Source organism: Streptomyces diastatochromogenes (genome assembly GCF_002242805.1).
GTDB lineage: Bacteria > Actinomycetota > Actinomycetes > Streptomycetales > Streptomycetaceae > Streptomyces > Streptomyces diastatochromogenes.
Genome location: NZ_MCGQ01000022.1, coordinates 95,365 through 117,790, shown reverse-complemented (window position 1 = coordinate 117,790; position 22,426 = coordinate 95,365). Strand labels below are relative to the sequence as shown.

The following is a 22,426-nucleotide window of genomic DNA, read 5'->3' as shown; positions in this document are numbered from 1 at the left end:
TAGCCCTGCACCGGCACGACATCTGCCAACCTTGGACGACTTTGTCCACTTCTGATGGAATAGTCAGATATGACCGCTATATAGTCAAGTCTCACGGAAGTGATCAAGTTGCCAGCGCCTCGCTGGGTATGCGGCTCGGTCGGATATGCGCCGGCGACGGACTGGCTCCGCGGGCGAAGCGCGACGAGGAGGAGGACATGAACGCAGGCCGGTTCACCGTGGTCGACCTGGTGATCGCCCTGGCCGTGCTGAACGGCAGCCTGTTGGCCTGCTGTCGTCGCCCCTCGGTCTCAGAGTCGGATGGGCAGGTGGCGAGGTCCGCGAAGCATGGCGTTCTGGCGGTAGGGGGGCGGGTCCTCGACCAAGCGCGCCGTGCCGAGGTGGGGGACCAGCGCACCGAGCGCGGCCTCGGCTTGGTTGCGGGCGAGTGGCGTGCCGAAGCACAGGTGGATGCCGCTGCCGAAGCCGACGTGCTGGTTGTCCGGGCGGGTGGGGTCGAACCGATCGGGTTCGCTGAACCGCATGGGGTCGCGGTTGCCCGAGGCCGGCGCCGGCCACGTCGATGTCGACGAACGGGAATCCCGGGCAGCTCGTCCGCGCTGGCAAGTTGCTCGCAGGTGTGGCTGATCTCCTCAGTGCCGCTGCCGGCCATGCGGGGCCCTTTGTGCCGCCTAGACAGTTCCATACGTCGTATGGTAATCCTGGAAGGGAACTTCCATACGTTGTATGGAAGAGCTTCCTCGGACCACGCCAGGTGTCGCACAGCGCCTGTATGCAGCCGATGGGTGCAGATCGCACCCATCGGGAAGGAAAGACCATGAACAAGCTCACGAGGCGCGTTGCCGTCACCGCTTTCTCCGTGGCGGTCGCGGGAGTCTCCGTTCTCGGTGCCGGGGGCACCGCTTCAGCCGCGACTTCTGCGTCCGTTGACGGCCAGCGCCCGGCCGGCAGCGTCAACGCCGGCGACTACCGCTGGGACCACGGTGTCGGCTATCTGCTGGAACTGGGCTACTCCTGGGACGAGATCCATGGCTGGCACCGCGACGGCCAGGATGAGATCAGCGGTCGCTGACCGCCGCCCAGGCAGGAGTGAAAGTCGATGGAGTCTTTGAAGACCGTCATGCAGGAGGTGGCCGTGCAGCTTGTCATCTCGCGCACCTACTGGGGCGTGATCTTCTGGCCGATGGCCTGAGGGGTTCTGCGGGCTGTGGGGACATCCGGATCTGGTCGGCCGTCAGCCGTGGTGACCAAGGGATGTACATCGCTCTCGGGTCTCCCGCGGGCACTGCCTTGCTCGAGGTTCCCGTGCAGGACGTCAGGACCTTCCTGGAGAACACGGAGGCGTTGGTGCCACGGGGTACCGAGTCCGGACACATCGACTGGGACCTCGAACTGGCGAACCTGTTTGCAAAAGGCTGAGGGAAGCCTCCCAGCCGCCGGGCGGATGGTGATCTTTGTCCCGGCCACAGAAGAGAAGGAAAGAGTTCATGTCCCAGTACCAGCTTCGCGTCTACACACTGCGCAGCCCTGAGGCACTCGTCGCCTACGAGAACATCTGGTCCAAGCACATTCCAGGCATGGCCAAGCACAGGATCGCCACCCACGGCGTCTGGACGGTGGCTGCAGCTCCTGGGAGTGAGGCGCCCCAGCTGTGCGCCCTCGTTTCCTACCAGGACGTCGACGACGTTCAGGAACGGCTGGAGGCGTACCTGTCCAGCCCCGAATTCAGTGCGGACATGGAGGGCTTCGACATCAGCCAGATCGTCGGCGTCGCCGAGTCCGTGCTGACGCCCACCGCCGACTCACCCTTGCGGTGACGGGTACCGAGCCGCTCGATGTCTGCGGCGACCATCTTGCCGAAGGTCCGGTTGAGTGCGCGTCAGTACGGGCGGCGGACGCCCAGTGACATGGAGGTCCGGTCGGCCGGCGAGTGAACGCGTACCGGCGACACCGTGCGCCAGGCTTCGGCCGCAGCCGGGTCCGCAGCTCGGTCGGCCGAGTCATGCGCGAGACCGACGTCCGGAGTGCGAGCGGGCATGCGGGGCCGGGGAGCGTCCGCGGACCATGGGTTGGCATCGATGCGCGGCAGGGCGCTGTCTTCGACCGGCCCGCCGCTGCGATGGGTGGCGGACGTGCCGACGCCGCTGTACGTGGTGGTCGACGAGACCGACCGCGAGGCCCGGGCCGGTTGGGAGCCTGGCGGTTTCACGACAGGGAGCCGTGAGCGGGAGTACGCCGTGAGTGGGGGTACGGCGTGCCCACCGACCCGAGGGGCACCGGGCTCGACGCGGTGCGACTGCCGTCGGCTGTGACGATCGTGCCCGCCGGCGAGGCGAAGGAAGACCTGCTGCGCGTGTTGGACCGGGCGATTCGCGACGAGGTCGAGGCCACGGTCGGCCGGCAAACGATGCCGGCCGAGGTGTTGCCCCGCCCTGCTGGGGTCACGATCGTGGACCCGTCGAAGTACGCGGTCGCGGAACTGTCCGGCCGGTACGTGGGGCTGATCCGGGTGGCGCCGGTCACCCGAAGGCCGAGGATCGGGCTGATCGCGGTCCTGGCCGATGCGCAACGCCGGGGCATCGCACGGGCGTTGCCGGCCCACACGCTGGGTTCGCTGCACCGCTCCGGGGCCGCATCGGCATGGGCCGAGGTGGACGAATTCAATGCCGCGGCCGTAGCGCTCTTCGAGGGCGTCGGCGCGGCCCGCCGAGTATGACGTTCTGCCGGTACGGGGCGTCGCGATCGTCTCAGGGGGCCGGGCGAGACGGTGCTCATACGACCCCAGGAATACCCTCCACGTCCAGCGCTGCCGCGTCCGAGAAGAGCGTCGGCGCGCCCAGGGCGCACTCCGCCCAGACCGTCTTGCCGCGTCGGGCATGGCGCGTTCCCCAGTGCTCGGCGAGTTGGGCGACGAGGAACAGACCTCGGCCGCCCTCGTCGAAGACACGGGCCCGGCGCAGGTGCGGAGTCGTGCTGCCGGCATCCGCGACCTCGCACATGAGGGTGCGATCGTGGATGAGACGCAGCTGGATGGGAGGTCGCCCGTAGCGGATGGCGTTGGTGACCAGTTCGCTGACGACCAGTTCGGTGGTGAAGTCGAGTTCCTCGAGTCCCCAGGTGGTCAGCTGCTTGGAGACGCTCGCTCGGGCACGGGCGACCTCGGCCGGGTCGGCAGCCACGTCCCAGGTGGCGACCTGACGGTCCCCGAGGGCGTGGGTGCGGGCCAGGAGGAGTGCCACGTCGTCGTGCGGTCGGTCTGCGGGCAGCAGCGCTTCGAGGACGGTGTCGCAGGTCGCCTCCAGGGAGGCGGAGGACTGCGCGAGGGCGTGGCACAGTCGGGTGAGGCCCGTCTCGATGTCGTGGTCGAGGGCCTCGATCAGGCCGTCGGTGTACAGGGCGAGGAGGCTGCCCTCGGGCAGGTCGATCTCCGCTGTCTCGAAGGGCAGGCCGCCCAGGCCGAGTGGCGGGCCGGCTGGCAGCTCGAGGATGTTGACGGTTCCGTCCCGGGTTACCACGGCGGGCAGCACGTGGCCCGCACGGGCGAGGGTGCAGCAGCCGGCTACGGGGTCGTACACGGCGTACAGGCAGGTGGCTCCGATGTCCCCCGCGGATTCGGTGTCCGGTTCGGCAGAGACTTCGGAGGAGACTTCCGCGGACAGGCGGATGACGACGTCGTCCAGGTGGGTGAGGAGTTCGTCGGGGGGCAGGTCGATGTCGGCGAGGGTGCGCACGGCGGTCCGCAGTCGGCCCATGGTGGCGGCGGCGTGGATGCCGTGGCCGACCACGTCGCCCACCACGAGTGCGACCCGGGCGCCGGACAGCGGGATGACGTCGTACCAGTCGCCGCCCACGCCGAGCTGGGCGGCAGCAGGAAGGTAGCGGCAGGCGACCTCCACGGCGGACTGCGCGGGTGTACTGCGCGGGAGCAGGCTGCGCTGGAGGGTGAGTGCGGTCGCGCGCGCGTGGGTGTATCTGCGGGCGTTGTCGATGGCCACCGCCGCCCTGGCCGCGATCTCCTGGGCGAGTAGCAGGTCCTCGTCCCCGTAAGCGTCGGGCTTGTGGTGACGGAAGAACTTAGCGACACCCAGCGTGGTGCCACGGGCGCACAGCGGGACCAGCAGCATGGATGCGGACGGGCCGAGTTGGTGCCGTGAGGGCCTGCCGGTGACCAGGGCGCGAGCCGGCGGTGATCCGTCCGGATACCTGTGGATCTGCTGCGGCGGAACCGACGACTCCCCGTAGTTTGCTTCCACGGAGGTCGTCTTGGGGTAACCGTCCATCACCGACTGCTGGGCGACCCGGCGGACCACGAGTGTGCCCTTCGCCGGGGGCTCGTCTCCGGGAGACGTGTCGAGGAGGTCGACGGTGCCGGCGTCGGCGAAGTGCTCGGTGGCCAGGTCCACCAACTCCTGGGCGGTGCGGGCGATGTCCAGGGTCGTTCCGACGCGTACGCTCGCCTCGTTCACCACCGAGAGCCGCCACTGCAGCTGGCGATCCCGCTCCTCCTGGAAGGCCAGGACGCCCGTCTCCGATATGCGGTCCATGTACTCGGTCGCCAGCGCGATCAGCTTGCGTGTCGCCGCGTTGATCGGCTCGGCATCGCTGGTGAGCCGGGGCAGCTCTTCGAGCAGCCGGTCGATGACGAGGCCCTGCGCGAGCCGGAAGGCGCGCAGCATCGCTGTGACCGGCTTCCCGCGCTGAGCCAGCCGACGCGCGCGCTGTGCGTCGGCGGCCGGCGGATCGATCCGCCTCGGCTCGATGTCGTGCTCGATGCCGAAAAGTATGGCGACGACGTGCTCGGCGACGTTCTCCCCCGTCATCTGTGCGATGTCCGGTTCGTCCCACAGTTCGGGGACCTCGCGCCGCAGGTATTGCTCTACGTCGTGGATCAGCTCGTCCGCTCGCGGGCTGAGTTCATGTGCGGCACGGGACAGAAGACTGTCCGCGGTGAAGTCCACGCTGACGACGTTACGCCGTCCTGGTGGATCGCGAAGCCTCAGATGGCCGCATCTGGCTGCGCGGTGTCCCGGGGGGAGCCCGCTCTCATGGGCTGGTCGAGGGCAAGGGTCCGCGCGGCCACCGGTGGACGGGTGACACCCACGGCTTTCCGGTGCCCACGGCGCCTGGCGCGGCCGGTGCTCCGGTCAACTGACGTCGGGCAGCGGCCGCCGGGTCACCTGGTGGGCGTCGTCCGGTGGGACGCCGAGCATGCGCAGGACCATCTCGGCCAGGTCCGAGGCGACCTCGTCGCCGTCGAGGTCGGGGCGGGCCAGTCGCAGCGCCACGAGGGACATCAGGGTGCCGCCCATGGCGGACAGAGCGGTGGTCGCGTTGCGGCAGGTGAAGCGGCCCGAGGCGATGCCGTTCTCCAGGTCTCGCAGGGCTCGCGGGGCGAGTCCGCGGGCGGAGTGGATGTAGGCGAGACCGCGGTCACGCAGGATCCGCATGAGTTCGGGGTGGGAGTCGGCCATGCGGGCGGTGAGCCGGAAGCCGGCGGCGACGAGTTCGGCCGGGTCGTCGATGCCTTGTACACGCTCGTCGATGACCTGCCCGAACTCCTCCAGGGCGTCTGTCACCGCGGCGTCGAAAAGCTCCGTCTTGGAGTCGAAGTGGTTGTAGAAGGAGCCGAAACCGACGTCCGCGCGCTCCGCGATGGCCTGGATGCTGGCGCTGGTGTCCCCGGTCTCCGCGAGGATCTGGCGGGCCGCACGGACGAGCGCCTGACGGGTCTCGGCACGGCGCCTCTCGAAGCGGTTCCTGGGCGGGGCTGACGTCGGCATATCGCGAGTGTAACAACCGTCGCGATGAGTCTGCCATCACTGATGAGATCATCAATTATTTGGGTCCACCCTATTGACGATGGATATCGGCAATGTTGATGATTTCCTCATTACAGCAGTGTTGCTTGGAGGACACCATGTCCCACACCCCCGCTAACAGGGCCGCTCCCCAGACGCCCCACCAAGACCTCCACAGTGAGCAGGGCGCCCTGCGCGGAGAGCATCCTGGACGTTCCCGGAACCCCGTGATCAAGGTGGCGGATCTGGCCTGGCTCGAGTTCGAGAAGCCGGACCTGGACCGGGCCGAGGTGTTCGCCCGTGACTTCGGATTCGCGATCGCCGCCCGCACCGAGCGGGAACTGTGGCTGCGCGGCACCTTTGCCGGCTCACCCTGCATGGTCATCCGGCGGGGGCGTGCGTCCCGGTTCATCGGGCCTGCGTTCCGCGCGGCCGAGCGGGCCGACCTGGACCGGCTGGCCGGCGCCACCGGCAGCACCGTCCGGGACATCGGCGTACCGGGCGGCGGCCAGTCGGTCGCCCTGCTCGATCCCTCGGGACTGCCGGTCCGGGTCGTGCACTGCGCCGAGCAGCTGCCCGCGCTGCCCGAGCAGGAGCCGCTGATCCTCAACTTCGGTACCGATCACCGTCGTACGAACGCCACCCAGCGTCCGCCCCGTGAGCCGTCCCGTATCCAGCGACTGGGTCATGTGGTGCTGGAGACACGGGTGTTCGCCCGCACCCTGGACTGGTACCTGGACACCCTCGGGATGATCGTGTCCGACTTCCTGTTCCTGGACGGGCAGCGCGGGCGCGGGCCGACGATGGCGTTCGTCCGGTGCGACCAGGGGAGCGTGGCGGTCGATCACCACACGCTGGCCCTGCACCTGGGGCCAGGAACGGGCTACGTCCACTCGGCCTACCAGGTCACCGACCTCGATGCGATCGCCGCCGGCGGGGAGTACCTGGCCGAGCGCGGCTACCGGCGCAGCTGGGGCATCGGCCGGCACATCCAGGGCAGCCAGCTGTTCGACTACTGGCGCGACCCCGACCGCTTCATGCTGGAGCACTTCGCCGACGGCGACCTGTTCTCCTGCGATCTGGAGCCCGGCTGGGCACCGATGTCGGCGAGTGGCCTGGCCCAGTGGGGCCCGCCGGTCACCCGCGACTTCCTGGGCGCCAACCCGTCCCCCGCCAAGCTGCGCGAGGTCATGGCGGCCCTGCGCGACGACAACGAACTCGACCCCGCACGCCTGCTGGGCCTGATGAAAGCGATGAGCTCATGAGCACCAACGTTCTGCGTACCCCCGACGGCTGGTGGGTCGTCCGGGACGAGCGCGCCGTCCGCGTTGACACCAAGGCCATCACCACCGCCGAACTGCTCGCCGACCGGGACGCGGTCCGCGAAGCCGCCGCCTCCGCCGAGAGCGGCACCCCCGTCATCGACCTGGTGGCGCTGCCTCCGGTCACCACCCCGTGCCGGGTGGTCGCCCAGATGGTCAACTACCGCAGCCACGCCAAGGATTCGGGCTTCACCGGCGACATCCCGCCCACCTTCTTCCGCAAGGCGTCCGGCTCGGTCAGCGGCCCGCACGACGCGATCATCTGCCCCGCGCACGTGAAGTTCCTCGACTACGAGGTGGAACTCGGCCTCGTCATGGGCGCGACCCTGCCCGTGGGCACCGTCGTCGAGGAGCAGGACCTGCCGCGCTACGTCGCCGGCCTCGTCCTGACCAACGACGTCAGCGCCCGCGACGTCCAGCTGACCAAGACCCAGTTCTACGAGAGCAAGTCCTACCCGACCTTCACACCTACGGGGCCGTACCTGGCCCTGCTGGAGCCCGAGGACTTCGCCCATCTGCTGAACCTGCGGCTGCGGCTGTCGGTCAACGGCGTACCGCGCCAGGACCGCACGCTGGCCGACATGATCGTGCGGCCCGCACAGGCGCTCACCCTGCTCGCCCGCTTCCAGACCCTCGACCCGGGCGACCTGCTGCTGACCGGCACGCCCGGCGGCACGGCACTGAAGGCCCCGCCCAAGCCGGCCGAGAAGATCGGTGCGCTGCTGCCGCCCGCACTGAAGTGGAAGGCGTTCTTCAAGGGGCAGGCCAAGAACCCCCGTTACCTGCGCAACGGTGACCTCATCACCGCCACGATCGCCACCTCGGACGGGCGGATCGACCTCGGCGAGCAGCGGACCCCCGTTACGGACGCGCCATGAAGGCCCCATCCCGGAGACCGGTGGTGATCATCGGTGCCGGACCCGTCGGGGTCATGGCCGCCCTTCTGCTCGCCCGGCACGGCGTGCGCAGCTTGCTCCTCGAACGCCACCGGGACATCTACCCCCTGCCGCGCGCCGTCGTCGTGGACGACGAGATCCGCCGGATCCTGCAGAGCGTCGGTGTGCACGAGGAGTTCGCCGCCCTCGCCCGCCCGGCGCCCGGGCTGCGGCTGCTGGACCCCCGGCGCCGCGTGATCACCGAGTTCCCGCGGTCCCTGCACGGACACCACGGCTTCCCGCAGACCAGCATGTTCGACCAGCCCGAGCTGGAACGCCTGCTGCGCGACGCCCTGGCGCGCCGCCCGGAGTGCGAGCTGTGGAGCGGGGTGGAGGTCGGGTCCGTCATCCAGTCCGCCGCGCAGAACACCGACGGACCGAACGATCCGACGGGTCCGGTCCGGGTCACCTTCCGTCGCGACGGCAACGACGAGGAGGAGCATTTGTGGGCCGATGCCGTCCTCGGCTGCGACGGCGCGGGCAGCGTCACCCGTGACGCCATCGGCGCCGTGTGGGAGGACCTGCACTTCGAGGAGAGCTGGCGGGTCATCGACGTGCGCACCAGCCGCCCGGTGCGCACCTGGGAAGGTGCCGAGCAGATTTGCTGCCCCACCCGGCCCGCCACTTTCATGCGCGTCGGCGAGGACCGCTACCGGTGGGAGTTCCGGCTCGCCGCCGACGAACCCCTGGACGGCCCGGACGGACTGGAACGCCTGCGCGAGCTGGTCGCCCCCTGGGTGGACCTGCCGTCCTCCGCTGCCTCGACGGGCGGCGACTTCGAGGTGATCCGGCAGGCGCAGTACACCTTCCGGGCCCGCCTCGCCGACCGGTGGCGCAGAGGGCGCGTCTTCCTGCTGGGCGACGCCGCCCACCTCACCCCGCCCTTCGTCGGGCAGGGGCTGTGCGCGGGCTTGCGCGACGCCCAGAACCTCACCTGGAAACTCGCCCGTGTGCTCCAACAGGGCGCACACGAGGAGCTATTGGACACCTACGAACGCGAGCGCAAGCCGCACGCCCGCCATGTGATCCGCGTGGCGGTCGCCGTCGGCTGGGCCATGACCGGCGGACAGGACCGCGGTGCGGCATTCCGCCGGGCAGTCGTGGGCACGGCCTGCCGCATCCCCGGCGTGACCGCGGCGGTGAGCCGTGACCTCAGCCCCGCCCTGACCGCCGGTCCACTCGTACGGCGCCGAACCAGGCTGGTCGGCCGCGTGCTGGCCGGCACCTTCTGCCCGCAGCCGTGGGTACGGCGCGACGGGAGACGAGTGCGCCTCGATGACGTCCTCGGGGACTCCTTCGCCGTTCTTACCGCCGTGCCTCCGACCCCGCAGGTGACGGCCGTAGCCACGGCACTGGGCGCATCCACGATCCACGTCGACGACCTGGGCGACGAGGGAACCCTGGCCTCCTGGCTGGCACGCGGCCGGGCGGACGCCGTCCTGCTGCGCCCCGACCGCGTCGTGATGGACACCGTCCCGGCCGGCACCGGCGACTTCACGGACACCGTTGCCTGGGCTCCCCTGCTGCACACGGCCCGCCGTACCGCCGATGCCCGGCCAGTCCCCCCGCCGAGGAGCTCCGCGCCATGACCACCTCACACCTCGCGCCGTATTCGGATCCCTTCTTCACCCCCGACCCGAATGCGGTCGCCCACAGCCGGATCGCGGACTTCGCCCGATGGGCGGCCCGGCACCGGGGCGCCGAAGGGATCCAGGACCCCACGGACTACCGAGCCCTGCACCAGTGGTCCGTCACCGACCTTGAAGGGTTCTGGGCCGCGGTGTGGGAGTACTTCGGCATCGACGCGACGACTCCGTACGAGCGGGTGCTGGCCGAGGAGACCATGCCCGGCGCCCGCTGGTTCCCAGGCGCCACCCTCAACTACGCCCACCACGCGCTGCGCAACCTGCAGCCGGACGCTCCCGCGATCACTGCCCTGGACGAGACCGGAGCCGGCTATGAGATCACGGGCCGGGAGCTGCGCGCCCGGGTCGCCTCCGTCGCTGCCAGCCTGCGCGATCTGGGCGTCGGACAGGGCGACCGGGTGGTGGGATACCTGCCCAACACCCCGCACGCCGTCATCGCCTTCCTCGCCACCGCAAGCCTGGGAGCGGTGTGGTCGGTGTGCGGCCAGGACTACGCACCCAAGGCCGCCGCCGACCGCTTCGCCCAGCTCGAACCCGCGGTGCTCATCACCGCGGACGGCTACCTCTTCAACGGCACCACACACGACCGCCGGACCGCCTCGCTCGAACTCGCCGCCGCCCTGCCGACGCTGAAGGCCACTGTGCTCGTGGACCACGTGGGCCTTGCCTGGCCCGAGGGTGGGGACTCGGGGCTGACGGTTCCCTGGGAGGACGCGGTCACCCGCGTCGAGTACCTCACCATCGCCCCGGTGCCGTTCGACCACCCTCTGTGGGTCGTCTTCTCCTCCGGCACCACCGGACTTCCCAAGGGCATCGTCCACGGGCACGGCGGGGTCCTGCTCGAACACCTCAAGATGCTCGGCCTGCACACCGATCTGGGCACCGGGGACCGCCTGCTGTGGTACACCACCACCCACTGGATGATGTGGAACCTGGTGGTCTCCACCCTGCTGACCGGTGCCACCACCTGCACCTACGACGGCAGCCCCGCCCCGCTCTCTCGCCCCGACGTCCTGTGGGAGCTGGCGTCCCGCCACCGCGTCACCGTCTTCGGCACCAGCCCCCAGTACCTGCTGGCCATGGCCAAGCTGGGCATCGAACCCTCTGCGCACGACCTGTCGGCCATCCGCGTCGTCGGCTGCACCGGCTCCGCCCTGCCCGCCTCCGCCTACCCCTGGGTCCGTGACCACGTGGGCGCACGCGTCCAGCTGGCCTCCACCAGCGGCGGCACGGACATCGTCTCCGGATTCGCCGGCAGCGCCTCCACGACCCCCGTCTGGGCGGGGGAGCTGTCCGCCCCCAGCCTGGGCGTGGCGCTGGCTGCCTACGACGCGACGGGCACCCCCGTCCTCGACCGGGTCGGCGAACTGGTCGTCACCCGCCCCATGCCGTCCATGCCGCTGTACTTCTGGAACGACCCCGGCGGCAGCCGCTACCGCGACGCCTACTTCGGCGCCTACCCAGGTGTGTGGCGGCACGGCGACTGGATCACGCTCACCTCGCACGGCTCGGTGATCGTCCACGGCCGCTCCGACGCCACGCTCAACCGCAACGGCGTGCGTCTGGGCAGTGCCGACATCCACGATGTCGTCGAACGCCTACCCGAGATCACCGAGGCCCTCGTCATCGGTGCGGAGGAACCCGACGGCGGCTACTGGATGCCGCTCTTCGTTGTCCTCGCCGACGGGATCGGCCTGGACGATTCCCTGCGCGACCGGATCCGCGACGCGATCCGCGCCGGCGCCTCACCCCGCCACGTCCCCGACGAGATCCTCGCCGTACCGGCGCTCCCGCACACGAAGACGGGCAAGAAGCTCGAGGTTCCCGTCAAGCGCCTGCTCCAGGGTGCCCCCGCCGAGCAGGTCCTGAACCCCGCGGCGGTCGACAACCCCGACCTGATCGCCTACTTCGCCCGCCTTGGCGCGGAGCGGAACAAACGGTCAGCACACCACACATGAGTCGGCCGGGGCACCACAGACCCATGTGACAGCACCGGGCCCTTGTGCCCCGCCCGGCTCCGCAAACCCCGTCCCCACGGGGTGGTGCCGGGGCGGTCAACCCGCCCCGGCACCACACACAACCGAAGTAAGAGAGAAATGATGAGCATGACCGACCGCGAGCCGCAGGCCCTCGATGTCCTCGACGACGCCGGACGAAAGGTGCTGTTCACCGAGGCCCGCACCGCGAACACCTTCGCCGAGGTGGCCGTTTCCGACGACGAACTCGCCATGATCTGGGAGCTCGCCCGCTGGTCGCCGAGCGCCGCCAACGGCCAGCCGCTGCGCGTGCTCTTCGTGCGCACCCGCGAGGGCAAGGAGCGACTCGTCCGCCATCTCGACGAGGGGAACAGGGCCAAGACGCTCAGTGCGCCGGCCGTCGCGATCCTGGCGTACGACGTCGACTTCCACGAGCAGATGCCGACAGTCTTCCCGGCTCGCGGCGAGATGCTGCGAGCGGCGTTCGCCGACCAGATCGACGCGCGCGAGGGCATCGCGGCCTACAACTCGGCACTGCAGACCGGGGTCTTCCTGCTCGCGGTCCGCGCGGCGGGGCTCGCGGCCGGTCCCATGGCGGGCTTCGACAAGGCCGGCGTGGACGGGGAGTTCTTCGCCGGTACCAGCTGGCGCTCGCAACTGGTGGTCAACATCGGTCACCCCGGTGCCGACCCGTGGTTCCCGCGGCTGCCCCGCGTGCCCGTCGAGGACGCCGTCGCCTATGCCTGAGGGCAATGCGCCGCCTGGTAGGTGAGAGGCGCCATGCCGTGGGCGCCGGTGCTCTTCTGAGTACCGGCGCCCATTTTTCACCGAGTTTGCTGTGACCAGCTGTCAGTCGCTCTGCTGCTCGGCGGGGCGCAGCCCGGCGGTCCACTTCTCCTCGACACGGCCGAGCTTCCACACGGCCAGGGCAGAACTTGCGGGTGGTGAAAGATGCAGGCAGGAGGGTGCCGTTGAGCCCCTCCTGCCTGCCGCTCGGGTGCGGTCAAAAATCGCTGATCCCGAGATCGGCGGCCGCCTCCCTACCGTCAGCGGGTGTCACGGCGACGTGCACGGTCTGAGCCCACCCGTGCCAACGGCGCCTGTCTCACCGGTTGTCGCGGCCTCGGTCATCGTCGGACCGGTTGGAGTCGTGGTCATACCGGTTGGAGTCGTGGTCATACCGGTTCGAGTCGTGGTCATACCGGTTCGAGTCGTGGTCATACCGGTTCGAGTCGTGGTTGTACCGGTCCCAGTCACGGTCGTACCGGTTCGAGTTGCGGTCGGACCGGTCCCAGTCGTAGGGGTGGTTCCTGTCGTGCTTCCAGCTGCAGCCCTCGTCATCCCAGGAGTAGGAGTGACCGCGGCGGTCGTACCGGTCCGAGGTGCTGAAGCGGGTGCTGTGCTCTCGGGCGCGGTATCCGTCCTGGCGGTGGTCCTCCTCGGAGTTGTGTCGGTAGGCGACACTGCGCTCCGCGCGGTGGTCGTCCGCCTTGACGCTTACGGCCGGGCGCTGCACGTGCGCAGACTCAGGAACCGCGGCCGAGGCGGTGCCCCCGGCGCCGAGAACGGCGCCACCCGCGACCGCAGCGGAGGCGGCAGCGAGAGAAATGCGCTTCGTGAGCTTCCTCATGGTTATCTCCTTCGTATGGGCGTCATCCGCAATCCCAGGGATTGCTTATGCAGGTGATGCGGTGCGCCCCGTCTATGTCGAAGCCGCATCGGCGAGTTCACCCCTCGTGAGGGCACAGCCGGCGGCCATCAGTCGAAACGGAGGCCACCGATGCGGCGGCACTCCGCTACGTTCCATACGCTGTATGGAAGTACAGTGATATCAGAGAATGTCCGGAAATGTCGAACGCAGGGTTTGCGGCGCCGAGGTGCAGCCCACCGGATCTGGTCGCGGTCGCGGTCGCGGTCGCGGTCGCGGTCGCGGTGCGCCGGCCTGCTGATCGACCAGGACGCGGCTTGCGGCGTACCGAGACTCTGCTGCGCAATTCCGGGGGGGCTGGGGTGAGCGGGCCGTGGGTGCGGGACCGGTGGTGCCGCTGTCGCCGAGGTAGGACTTGGTGGTGGCGAGCGCGGAGACGGGGCCGGCCCCCACCCCCGGAGACGGATTTGGCCCATAGCGCGACCAGCGCCCGCAACCGCCGCCCCGGAGAAGCGGCCCGGCATGCGCGACTCACGCAACGCCACCGCATCCAGCGACAGCAGGAATCCGACAGGCCTGTCGGCAGCCGCGGTGCGCAGCCGCTTGACGGTCCCGCTCCGCTTCGGTGACGGCTATACGGTGACCGCCGACCTCGCCACCTTCCACCACCTCGCCGACGGGCAGGAATACGTGGCTGTCATCCTCGGCGAACCCGCCGCCGGCCGGCCCCCGCTGGTGCGCCCGCACTCCGAGTGCCTGACCGGCGACGTCCTCGGCTCCGCCCGCTGCGACTGCGGACCCCAGCTGCGCGAGGCGGTCGAACGCATCGCCGACCACGTCATACGTCCCCGGGTCTCGCCGCCGCGTCGCCGGGATCACGAGGGAGAGGTGTTTCTCCTGTGTCGGTAACGCCGCCGTCGACTTTCCGTACGGCGTATGGTTCACTGAGCGAGGGGGTTCCATGCGGCGCATGGAACCCCCGGGGCGTTATTTGAGGACGGCCTACGCCGGATTTCTCTGAGTCGGAGGAGAAATCCGTGAGCACGGCCGCCATGGCCGGCGTCATGGCGGGGACCGTGACGAGGCGAGCGGCCTCTTTGATTCCGGCAGATGCCCCCTGAAGGCCCTCCCCGTATGCCTCGAGGCACAGGAGTAAGACCGATGAAGTCGTTGAAGACCGTGATCCGGGGGCTATCTGTGGAGCTTGTCGTATCGCAAGAGATGTCCTTGTCGATGACCATGAGCCTGCGGTATGAGCCCAGTGATCCTTATGCGCTCCGCGTTGCATTCACCGTTGTCGGCAGCGACGATACGGTGGACTGGATCATCGGGCGAGATCTTCTGGACGATGGCCTGAAGGGTCCCGCCGGCGAGGGCGACATACGCGTATGGCCCGCCGAGGAGTATGACCTCGGCGACGTGTACATCCTTCTCAGTCCGCCGGCTGGTACGGCCTTGCTCAAAGCTCCGGCTCAGGAAATCAAGGCGTTCCTGCAGGAAACAGAGGCGGTGGTGCCCAGGGGCGCCGAGCTCCGGCACGTCGACCTGGACGCTCTGCTGGCGCACTTCCTCGCTGGAGGGTGAGGGGCTCGGTGGCTACGCATCGAGAGGCCAGGGCACTCATGACCCCTCGATACCGAGTCCTGTTCGCGTGCCCATACCAGTGCTGACACACTGAATCTGTGCTTCCACTGATGGCAGCTGCTGATCAGATTGCGTCCTCAGTTTTTTCCGGTGGCGCCATTGTCTCGGTCTGCGCGTTGTGCTTCACGGTCGCCTCCTTCTGGTGGATCAACGCCAGGCAGGGGCACCTGGAGTCGTGGGAGCCGCATTCCTTTGCGGCGATTGTCCACCCCTCCCGAGCTTGCCTGCGGCTTCCGCTTGTTCTGCACAACACCGGGGCCAAGCCGATAGTCGTGCAGGATCTCATGCTCACTTTTCCTGATGAGCCCGCCTCTCATCTGCCGCTCCTGTGGAGGTCCTCACCGTCTCGTCTCGAACCCGGGCCGGGCGAGGAGCTGAAGTTGCCGGCCGGATTCGCCGTGGCAGGCAGGGAGGCGCGACAACTCTTCATCGAGTTCGAGGCGCCGTTTTCAGGATTCGTTGCGGAGCCCCGTAATTACAAGGTCCAGCTTCGAGCGCGATTGGGTCACCGCAAGGGGTGGCGCCCGGTTCTGACGTTCACCTTGAGGGCCGCCAACATCATCGATCCCAACCAGTACACCGTCTACAGCAACGCACCTCTTGAACTGACGAAGGAGGACCAGCGGAAGGCCGACGCCGCCCTCCTGGAACTGCTGGACGAGCAGAAGAAGGACACCCCGGCCCAGGGCGACACCACGCAGCGGCACTCTTCGGACGACGAGGGCAACGCCGGAACGGAGGTGTAGGCGTGAACACGATCCGGAGCAGCTCGGTCCGGACGTGGGGTGTACGAGCGGTCGCCAACCGTGAGGTCGGAGACCAGCCGGAGCAGTTGTCCTCCCGCCCCATAGTTTGTGGTCACCCGCGCCGTGATGAGTGGGTTTTCGCAGCCGTGGAGTCGAGGGCGGCCGGGTCGAATCCGGCCTCGGTCAGGACGTTGACGGCCACTCCGCGGCCGACCTGAGCAAGTCCGATGAGCAGGTCGTCACAGTCGATGTGGTCGGATTCGTTGTGCTCGGATCGGGCCTCTGCGATGGCGATGGCCTTGCGTGAGTAGGGCGTCCATGCGATGCGCTCTGCTGCCTGGGAGGTACCCAGGATCAGCTGGGTTCCGACCGACCGGTGGACCGTCTCCGGTGAGACACCGGCGGCCTGCAGGAGCCGGGTGGCGCTGTTGTCCTGCGCGGTCAGTCCCCAGAGCAGATGCTCGGTGCCGATGTAGTTGTTGCGGTGCTGTACCGCCGCATGCTTGACGTGGACCATCGCCTGCTGGAGGTCGTCGGTCATGGTCTCGGGGCCGTAGCGCTTGTGCGGGACCTGGAATCGTTGCTGGGCCGCCTGTCGGGTCACGCCCAGGGTCGCGCCGATGTCCGTCCATGAGGAGCCGTGCCTCCGGCAGTGCTCGACGTACTCCTCGACCAGGGCGTCTGCCAGCCCTTGTAGTTCCCCCGCGACTTGGGTGGCGATCGCGAGGAGGGCCAGCCAGTCGGACTTTTCTTGTCCATCGGGGCGGTGCGCGGTGTCGCCTCTGCGGTCGACTTCCGCAATGAGATCGTCCAGGTCCGGAAGAGTCATGAGGCGAGTACCCCTCGAGAATTCAGATGTTCGGCAGGCCAGGCATGAAGAACCGCCTCGGGCTGGAACGGGGGAGTGGTCGATCGTCTCCGTCAGCCGGCCCGCCCGCCCGCAACGTTGGCAGCCGTAACGCTGCTCTGCTTTGTACGTCACATTTCCGTACGCCGTACGGCTTGATATCGTACACCGTATGGAAAGAGCGAAGCGTACCCCTAGAGGCACTCGGAAGAGGGATGTGCCTCTGACCGAGGCAGGGATCTGCACCTCCGCCCTGCGGCTCATCGATGCCGACGGGGTCGAGGCGCTCACGATGCGCAAACTCGCCGCCGTGCTGGACGCGAACCCAATGTCGCTGTACCACCACGTGCCGAACAAGGAAGCGTTGATGCGTGGCGTGGCGAGAATGGTCGGCACCCGGTTCCGCACCGTGACACTGGAGGACGCTCCCTGGCAGGAGCGCATGCGCCTGCTTGCCACGGATTTCCGGACGCTGGCACACCGGCATCCCAACCTCATGGCCTACTCGTTCAGTCAGCCGGACTTCATCCAGCCCGAAGATCCCTTCTGGGTCGAGCTCACCGCCGTACTGGACGCCGCAGGGGTGCCGCAGTCAGAGATCCCGCAGCTCGCCGCGCTCGTGTGTGCCGTCGTCAGCGGCGTGATGATCGCCGAGCTCAACGGCGCGCTCCACCGGTGGTCGAACCTCCAGCCAACCACCCCCGCCTCCGTCAAGGATGGGCAGACGAACGAGGACTCTGGCGAGGACCGAATGTTCCGCCTGGTGCTGGACACGATCATCAGCGGCATGGAAGGCCGGCTCGCAGTCGATCACGCCGGTGGGCCAGACGGCCAGCCCTCGCAGAACTCCCGGCGCCCCTCCGCGCGCATCCCGCGTCAACTCCGCCCGCCGGCCGCACGCTGCGAAGGGGAGTCCCAGGAAAATCCCTTCTCGGACATGGCGGCCGGTGTCGACCCGAAAGAGCAGTGAGGGCCACAGGCCCAGACGTGCTGCTGATGAGGGACAGCATCCTCAAGCTGTACCGTTCCGCCGAGACGGTGGGTGCGGAGTGGGGGCCGGAACTGGCCAACGGTGTCTGGGGCGGCGTGAAATCGGTTCGTATGTCCTTCCCGTCTGGCTCCGGCGGATCCGCCGGATCAGCCCCCACCAGGGCCGCTGTGCGCAGATCCCCGCCCTTTTCCGTCACGCCCCCTCGCGGACTCGTGCGACATGGTTCTCCACTCCGGCGACCGCTGCGTCCAGCGCGGAGTTGAACATGGTGTCGATCACGTCCTTGGAGGGCGGGGGCGCATCTTCCCCGTCGGGGCCCGACGGTGCCGGCGGCAGGGTGGCCCACCGCTGCAGTGCCCCGTTCAGTTCGCCGAGCAGCAGACCCGTGAACACGCCGACCAGGGTCGCGGCGACGCGCGGAATCTCCTCCTCGGGTAGTTTCGCGGCGGCCAGGATGTCGATCAGTGCCTGCCAGAAGGGGTCCTCCGGCTGCACGTAGTCGGGGCGCGTGAAGGAATATCCCATCAGTTTCGGGTGACGGTGCGACAGTTCGCGGAAGTCCCGGGCTAGTTCACGCAGCCGATCCTGCCAGGGGACGTCCTCCAGTTCCCCCGCGCGGAACTGCGAACCGACCCGGTGGGCCACGCCGCGCAGCACGGCGTCCTTGTTCGGTACGTGGTGGTAGAGCGACATCGGGTTTGCATCGAGCGCGGTCGCGAGTTTGCGCATGGTGAGCGCCTCGACCCCGTCGGCGTCGATGAGCTGCAACGCCATGGCGTAGATGCCGTCCTTGGTGAGCGGTACGTCCCTCTTTCTCGTGCCCCGAGGGGGCTTCCGCGCAGTCGCCATACAGCGTATGGTACCAGCGTCGGCGGCGTCGACAAAGCATGCCTTGACCAGGAAAAGGCTCGGCGGGAAGCCGAGCTCGCGGTGCTCGTAGCGGCCCAGTTCACCGTCATGGCGCTGTGTCGCCTGACGCCTGCAGGCGAGAACCAGGCGAGACGTGTCGGCCGCGCCCACTCCCCGGCGCACTCGCCTGCGGCAGTGGATCGCAGGTATGCCCGGCCGAGGAGATCCTGCGAACCTGCCTTGCCCGCTCTCGCGGACTGATGCCGGACCGATCGAGCGCGGCGTAGAGGCGTGGAGACGCCTGCTTCTCCAGTGCTGCCGTCGGCCGCCAACACACATGCGGGCGGCCCCGACCTGTGCGATGCCTGCTTGCGGGAAGGGGGGATTGGCCGCTCACCGGGATGTCGCCGCAGCCGACGTCGCGGATCGTAGGTGTTCTCCACCGGTCGCATCCATCAGGGGGAGCCTGGTCGAGCCGCCCGGCTGGCGACGGCCGGCCTTCCCCCGCCTCCTGTAATCGGGCGAGTGTCCGGAAGCGCTTGATCTTGATGCGATTCCGTTGCGTGAGCGACGCCGTCCCTCATGAGGCGAACGCTCCTGTTTCTCGCTCCCGGGCCTGCCGATTGAGTTTCCATACATCGTATGGTACCACTGAAGGCATACAGCGTATGGAAACCGGGGCGCTGCCATACCGGCGCCCCGCCATGCCGAATGGCGCCCTTGCCCGCCTTTCCCCTTGAAGGAGCCAGCCATGACCACACAGCCCGAGACCGACCTGCGGCCCATCCGGTCCCCGCGCGGGGTCCCCCTCCTCGGCCACACACCGCAGATCCCCAGCACCAACCCGGTGGAGTACTTCGGCGAGCTGTCCAAGCAGTTCCCCGAGGGCATCTATGGCATGGACATCGCGGGCATTGAGCAGGTCTTCGTCTCCGACCCGGACCTGGTGGCCGAGGTCTGCGACGAGACGCGGTTCTTCAAGCAGGTCGAGAAGACGCCGCTGGCCCATGTCCGGGACTACGCGGGAGCCGGCCTGTTCACGGCCCACCAGCACGAGGAGGAATGGGGCATGGCGCACCGGATCCTCCTCCCGGCCTTCAGCCAGCGGGCGATGAAGGGCTACTTCGGGCAGATGCTGGAGATCGCCCAGAACCTGGTGGGCAAGTGGGAGGGCAAGGAGGGCCGGCCGGTCAACATCACCGACGACTACACCCGTCTCACCCTGGACACCATCGCTCTGTCGGGATTCGGCTACCGGTTCGACTCCTTCGCCAAGGAGGAACTGCACCCCTTCCTCAACGGGCTGCTGGCGGCGCTGGTGGAGTCGCTGCGGCGCTCGCAGGAGCTGCCGATGATGACCAAGCTGCGCAAGGCGGACGAGAAGAAGTACCGCCAGAACATCCAGCTGATGCGGGACCTGGTCGAGAGCGTGATCAAGGAGCGGCGCGAGGGCAAGGGCAGCGGTGAGGAAGATCTGCTGGGTCTGATGCTGGACGCCACCGACCCGGAGACCGGCAAGCCGCTGCCCGACGACAACGTCCGCGACCAGGTGGTGACGTTCCTGATCGCCGGCCACGAAACCACCAGCGGTCTGCTGTCGTTCGCCACGTACTCGCTGATGCGCAACCCGCACATCCTGGCCCAGGCCTACGCCGAAGTGGACCGGCTGATGCCCGGCGACACGGTCCCGGACTACGACACGATCATGCAGATGGATGTGATCCCGCGGATCCTGGAGGAGACCCTGCGCCTGTGGGCTCCCATCCCGCTGATCGGCAAGGCCCCGCTGGAGGACACCGTCATCGGCGGCCGCTACCCGCTGAAGAAGGGAACCAGGGTCAACATCCTCGAGGGCCCGCTGCACACCCACCCCAAGGCGTGGGAGCGGCCGGAGGAGTTCGACATCAACCGGTGGCTGCCGGAGAACCGGGTCAACCACCACCCTCACGCCTACAAGCCGTTCGGCAACGGCGTGCGTGCCTGTATCGGCCGCCAGTTCGCGCTCACCGAAGCCCGCCTGGCCCTCGCGCTGGTGCTGCAGAAGTTCAAGTTCTCCGACACCAGCGACTACAAGATGGACGTGCGGGAGGCCCTGACCCGTAAGCCCGGCGACTTCCAGCTGGTCGTACGGACCCGCCAGGAGCACGAGCGCACCGTCTTCGGCGCCGCGGACCTGCAGACCGATGACACGCAGGCGCAGGCCGCGGTCAGCGGTGTCGGGGTCAACCTGACCGTCGCCTACGGCTCCAGCCTCGGCTCCTGCGAGGACCTGGCGCGCACGATCGCCGACCGTGGCGAACGCTCCGGGTTCGGCACCACCTTGGTCGGCCTCGACGAGCTGGGCGACAACCTGCCCACCGAGGGCCTGGTCGTCGTCGTTGCCTCCAGCTACAACGGCAAGGCCCCGGACAACGCGCAGCAGTTCGACGACCTGCTCGCCGCCGGACTCCCGGAGGGCTCGCTGTCCAACGTGCGGTTCGCGCTGCTGGGCGCCGGCAACACCCAGTGGGTGGCCACCTACCAGGCCTTCCCCAAGCGGATCGAGGAAGGCCTGCTGGCCGCCGGCGCCACCCCGATCGTCGAGCGCGGCATCGCGGATGCCGCCGGTGACTTCGACGGCATGGCCACCCGCTGGATGGACACCCTGTGGACGACCCTGGCCGAGGAGTACGCCGCCGACACCTCCGCCACCACCGGGCCGCGCTACCAGGTGCAGTTGCTCACCGAGGCCGACGTGCGCCCCGCCATCGTCTCCGAGCAGGCGTACCCGCTCACCGTGGTCGCCAACGAGGAGCTGGTCAACGACGCGACCGGGCTGTGGGACTTCAGCATCGAGCCGCCGCGCCCGGCCGCGAAGTCCATCACCATCGAGCTGCCGGACGGTGTCACCTACGACACCGGCAACCACCTGGCCGTCTTCGCCAAGAACGAGCCGCAGCTGGTCGACCGCGCGCTGGCGCGGCTGGGCGTCGACCGCGACCAGGTTCTGCGACTGGACCAGCCCGCCGGCGGCCGCACGCACCTCCCGGTGGGCACCCCCGTGACGGCAGGTCTGCTGTTCACCGAGTTCCTGGAACTACAGGACGTGGCCACCCGCACCCAGATACACACGCTGGCCGAGCACACCCAGTGCCCGTGGACCCGGCCGCAGCTGCAGGCCTACACGGCCGACACCGCCGAAGCCGAGGAGCGCTACCAGAAGGAGATCCTGGGCAAGCGGGTCTCCGTGCTCAACCTGCTGGAGCGCTTCCCGGCGGTCGAGCTGCCGCTGGCTGTGTTCCTGGAGATGATGGGCCCGATCCGCCCGCGGTTCTACTCCATCTCCTCCTCCCCGCTGGCCAACCCGCGCCACGTCCGGCTGACCGTCGGCCTGCTGGAAGGCCCGGCCCTGTCCGGCGACGGCCAGTACCGCGGCACCTGCTCCTCCTACATCGCACAGCTTGAGCCCGGCGACGTCTTCTACGGCTACGTCCGCGTGCCGTCCCCGACGTTCGCCCCGCCGGCCGACCCGGCCACGCCGCTGATCCTCATCGGTCCCGGTACCGGCATCGCGCCGCTGCGAGGCTTCCTGGAGGAGCGGGCCTGGCAGTACGAGAACGGCACGAAGATCGGCCTGTCCCAGGTCTTCGTCGGCTGCCGCCACCCCGAGCACGACTACTTCTACCGGGGCGAGATGGAGATGTGGGAGCTCTCCGGGATCGCCCAGGTGCACACCGCCTTCTCCGCGGTGACCGGACACCCGGCCCGGTTCGTGCAGAACGCGATCGCCAATGCCGCCGACACGGTGTGGCAGGCCATTCAGGACGGCGCGTACATCTACGTCTGCGGTGACGGCCGCCGCATGGCACCCGCCGTCCGCGAGGCACTCGCCGCCATCCACCGTCAGAACACCGGAAGCGACGACGCGGCCGCCCAGCAGTGGCTGGCCCGACTGGAAGCGGACGAGCGCTACCAGCAGGACGTCTTCGCCTGACCCTCAGACGCCGGGAGGCGTGCGGACCGCTGCCCTGCACGCCTCCCGGCC

General features: G+C 68.8%; 18 protein-coding genes and 3 pseudogenes. 15 read left to right on the top strand and 6 right to left on the bottom strand.

What is annotated here, in order from left to right:
* Nucleotides 1–128: 128 nt before the first annotated feature.
* Nucleotides 129–269 (top strand): annotated as a pseudogene (locus tag BEK98_RS51130) (TetR/AcrR family transcriptional regulator); the annotation flags it as partial.
* Between the two features lie 21 nt (nt 270–290).
* Here BEK98_RS51130 and BEK98_RS25655 read toward each other — a convergent pair.
* A pseudogene (locus BEK98_RS25655) lies at nt 291–557 on the bottom strand (cytochrome P450); the annotation flags it as partial.
* Nucleotides 558–817: 260 nt separating this feature from the next.
* Here BEK98_RS25655 and BEK98_RS25650 point away from each other — a divergent pair.
* The 4 genes from BEK98_RS25650 (at nt 818) to BEK98_RS25635 (ending at nt 2,716) form a co-directional block, all read left to right on the top strand.
* Entirely contained in the window at nt 818–1,072 is a 255-nt protein-coding gene (locus BEK98_RS25650; protein ID WP_094219022.1) for a hypothetical protein, read from the top strand.
* 89 nt (nt 1,073–1,161) lie between these two features.
* Entirely contained in the window at nt 1,162–1,419 is a 258-nt protein-coding gene (locus tag BEK98_RS51310) for an SsgA family sporulation/cell division regulator (RefSeq protein ID WP_425276627.1), read from the top strand.
* A gap of 68 nt (nt 1,420–1,487) precedes the next feature.
* On the top strand, nt 1,488–1,817 hold the full coding sequence (locus BEK98_RS25640; RefSeq protein WP_094219020.1) for an NIPSNAP family protein: 330 nt from the start codon (nt 1,488–1,490) through the stop codon (nt 1,815–1,817).
* A gap of 437 nt (nt 1,818–2,254) precedes the next feature.
* On the top strand, nt 2,255–2,716 hold the full coding sequence (locus BEK98_RS25635) for a GNAT family N-acetyltransferase (protein WP_425276626.1): 462 nt from the start codon (nt 2,255–2,257) through the stop codon (nt 2,714–2,716).
* 55 nt (nt 2,717–2,771) lie between these two features.
* Here the strand turns inward: BEK98_RS25635 and BEK98_RS25630 are convergent, their stop codons facing one another.
* A complete protein-coding gene (locus BEK98_RS25630; RefSeq protein WP_094219019.1) occupies nt 2,772–4,958 on the bottom strand; it encodes an ATP-binding SpoIIE family protein phosphatase in 2,187 nt (728 codons plus the stop codon).
* 186 nt (nt 4,959–5,144) lie between these two features.
* Entirely contained in the window at nt 5,145–5,780 is a 636-nt protein-coding gene (locus BEK98_RS25625; RefSeq protein WP_094219018.1) for a TetR/AcrR family transcriptional regulator, read from the bottom strand.
* A 137-nt stretch (nt 5,781–5,917) separates the two neighbouring features.
* On the opposite strand from BEK98_RS25625, the gene BEK98_RS25620 reads away from it, so the two are divergent.
* From BEK98_RS25620 to BEK98_RS25600, 5 genes are all read left to right on the top strand, one after another.
* Nucleotides 5,918–7,063, top strand: a complete 1,146-nt coding sequence (locus BEK98_RS25620) for a VOC family protein (RefSeq protein ID WP_094219017.1) — start codon at nt 5,918–5,920, stop codon at nt 7,061–7,063.
* Nucleotides 7,060–7,998: a fumarylacetoacetate hydrolase family protein gene (locus tag BEK98_RS25615; protein WP_094219016.1), complete on the top strand. Its 939-nt coding sequence runs from the start codon at nt 7,060–7,062 to the stop codon at nt 7,996–7,998. Before BEK98_RS25620 ends, BEK98_RS25615 begins: the two co-directional genes overlap by 4 nt.
* Nucleotides 7,995–9,644, top strand: a complete 1,650-nt coding sequence (gene mhpA / locus BEK98_RS25610; protein WP_094219015.1) for a bifunctional 3-(3-hydroxy-phenyl)propionate/3-hydroxycinnamic acid hydroxylase MhpA — start codon at nt 7,995–7,997, stop codon at nt 9,642–9,644. Before BEK98_RS25615 ends, mhpA begins: the two co-directional genes overlap by 4 nt.
* The gene (locus tag BEK98_RS25605; protein ID WP_094219014.1) at nt 9,641–11,659 is read left to right on the top strand and encodes an acetoacetate--CoA ligase; all 2,019 of its coding nucleotides are present in this window, start codon (nt 9,641–9,643) and stop codon (nt 11,657–11,659) included. Before mhpA ends, BEK98_RS25605 begins: the two co-directional genes overlap by 4 nt.
* 147 nt (nt 11,660–11,806) lie before the next feature.
* Nucleotides 11,807–12,424 carry a malonic semialdehyde reductase gene (locus BEK98_RS25600; protein WP_094219013.1) on the top strand — a complete coding sequence of 206 codons (618 nt, stop codon included), beginning with the start codon at nt 11,807–11,809 and terminating at the stop codon, nt 12,422–12,424.
* Nucleotides 12,425–12,782: 358 nt separating this feature from the next.
* Here BEK98_RS25600 and BEK98_RS25595 read toward each other — a convergent pair whose 3' ends face one another.
* Nucleotides 12,783–13,307 carry a hypothetical protein gene (locus BEK98_RS25595; RefSeq protein ID WP_094219012.1) on the bottom strand — a complete coding sequence of 175 codons (525 nt, stop codon included), beginning with the start codon at nt 13,305–13,307 and terminating at the stop codon, nt 12,783–12,785.
* 540 nt (nt 13,308–13,847) lie between these two features.
* On the opposite strand from BEK98_RS25595, the pseudogene BEK98_RS25590 reads away from it, so the two are divergent.
* The 3 genes and pseudogenes from BEK98_RS25590 to BEK98_RS48630 form a co-directional block, all read left to right on the top strand.
* Nucleotides 13,848–14,159: pseudogene (locus BEK98_RS25590) on the top strand (GTP cyclohydrolase II); the annotation flags it as partial.
* Between the two features lie 327 nt (nt 14,160–14,486).
* Complete coding sequence (locus BEK98_RS25585; protein ID WP_167444259.1) at nt 14,487–14,909, top strand: SsgA family sporulation/cell division regulator; 423 nt, start codon at nt 14,487–14,489, stop codon at nt 14,907–14,909.
* 110 nt (nt 14,910–15,019) lie between these two features.
* Complete coding sequence (locus BEK98_RS48630) at nt 15,020–15,715, top strand: hypothetical protein (RefSeq protein ID WP_143684157.1); 696 nt, start codon at nt 15,020–15,022, stop codon at nt 15,713–15,715.
* Between the two features lie 112 nt (nt 15,716–15,827).
* On the opposite strand, the gene BEK98_RS25575 is transcribed toward BEK98_RS48630, so the two are convergent.
* Entirely contained in the window at nt 15,828–16,544 is a 717-nt protein-coding gene (locus BEK98_RS25575) for a Clp protease N-terminal domain-containing protein (protein WP_244201974.1), read from the bottom strand.
* Nucleotides 16,545–16,779: 235 nt separating this feature from the next.
* Between BEK98_RS25575 and BEK98_RS25570 the strand changes: the two genes are divergently transcribed.
* Nucleotides 16,780–17,532: a TetR/AcrR family transcriptional regulator gene (locus BEK98_RS25570; RefSeq protein ID WP_244201973.1), complete on the top strand. Its 753-nt coding sequence runs from the start codon at nt 16,780–16,782 to the stop codon at nt 17,530–17,532.
* 213 nt (nt 17,533–17,745) lie between these two features.
* Here BEK98_RS25570 and BEK98_RS25565 read toward each other — a convergent pair whose 3' ends face one another.
* Nucleotides 17,746–18,402 carry a TetR/AcrR family transcriptional regulator gene (locus tag BEK98_RS25565; RefSeq protein WP_094219142.1) on the bottom strand — a complete coding sequence of 219 codons (657 nt, stop codon included), beginning with the start codon at nt 18,400–18,402 and terminating at the stop codon, nt 17,746–17,748.
* A 751-nt stretch (nt 18,403–19,153) separates the two neighbouring features.
* Here BEK98_RS25565 and BEK98_RS25560 point away from each other — a divergent pair.
* Nucleotides 19,154–22,375, top strand: coding sequence for a bifunctional cytochrome P450/NADPH--P450 reductase (locus tag BEK98_RS25560; RefSeq protein ID WP_094219009.1), 3,222 nt, complete (start codon nt 19,154–19,156; stop codon nt 22,373–22,375).
* The last annotated feature ends 51 nt before the right edge of the window (nt 22,376–22,426 follow it).

Excerpts from the sequence above, each read along its gene's own strand:
- BEK98_RS25650 (WP_094219022.1), top strand. The coding sequence starts at position 818 with ATGAACAAGCTCACGAGGCGCGTTGCCGTCACCGCTTTCTCCGTGGCG.
- BEK98_RS25640 (WP_094219020.1), top strand. The coding sequence starts at position 1,488 with ATGTCCCAGTACCAGCTTCGCGTCTACACACTGCGCAGCCCTGAGGCA.
- BEK98_RS25625 (WP_094219018.1), bottom strand. The coding sequence starts at position 5,780 with ATGCCGACGTCAGCCCCGCCCAGGAACCGCTTCGAGAGGCGCCGTGCC.
- BEK98_RS25620 (WP_094219017.1), top strand. The coding sequence starts at position 5,918 with ATGTCCCACACCCCCGCTAACAGGGCCGCTCCCCAGACGCCCCACCAA.
- BEK98_RS25615 (WP_094219016.1), top strand. The coding sequence starts at position 7,060 with ATGAGCACCAACGTTCTGCGTACCCCCGACGGCTGGTGGGTCGTCCGG.
- mhpA (WP_094219015.1), top strand. The coding sequence starts at position 7,995 with ATGAAGGCCCCATCCCGGAGACCGGTGGTGATCATCGGTGCCGGACCC.
- BEK98_RS25605 (WP_094219014.1), top strand. The coding sequence starts at position 9,641 with ATGACCACCTCACACCTCGCGCCGTATTCGGATCCCTTCTTCACCCCC.
- BEK98_RS25600 (WP_094219013.1), top strand. The coding sequence starts at position 11,807 with ATGACCGACCGCGAGCCGCAGGCCCTCGATGTCCTCGACGACGCCGGA.
- BEK98_RS25595 (WP_094219012.1), bottom strand. The coding sequence starts at position 13,307 with ATGAGGAAGCTCACGAAGCGCATTTCTCTCGCTGCCGCCTCCGCTGCG.
- BEK98_RS25585 (WP_167444259.1), top strand. The coding sequence starts at position 14,487 with ATGAAGTCGTTGAAGACCGTGATCCGGGGGCTATCTGTGGAGCTTGTC.
- BEK98_RS48630 (WP_143684157.1), top strand. The coding sequence starts at position 15,020 with ATGGCAGCTGCTGATCAGATTGCGTCCTCAGTTTTTTCCGGTGGCGCC.
- BEK98_RS25575 (WP_244201974.1), bottom strand. The coding sequence starts at position 16,544 with ATGACTCTTCCGGACCTGGACGATCTCATTGCGGAAGTCGACCGCAGA.
- BEK98_RS25565 (WP_094219142.1), bottom strand. The coding sequence starts at position 18,402 with ATGGCGACTGCGCGGAAGCCCCCTCGGGGCACGAGAAAGAGGGACGTA.
- BEK98_RS25560 (WP_094219009.1), top strand. The coding sequence starts at position 19,154 with ATGACCACACAGCCCGAGACCGACCTGCGGCCCATCCGGTCCCCGCGC.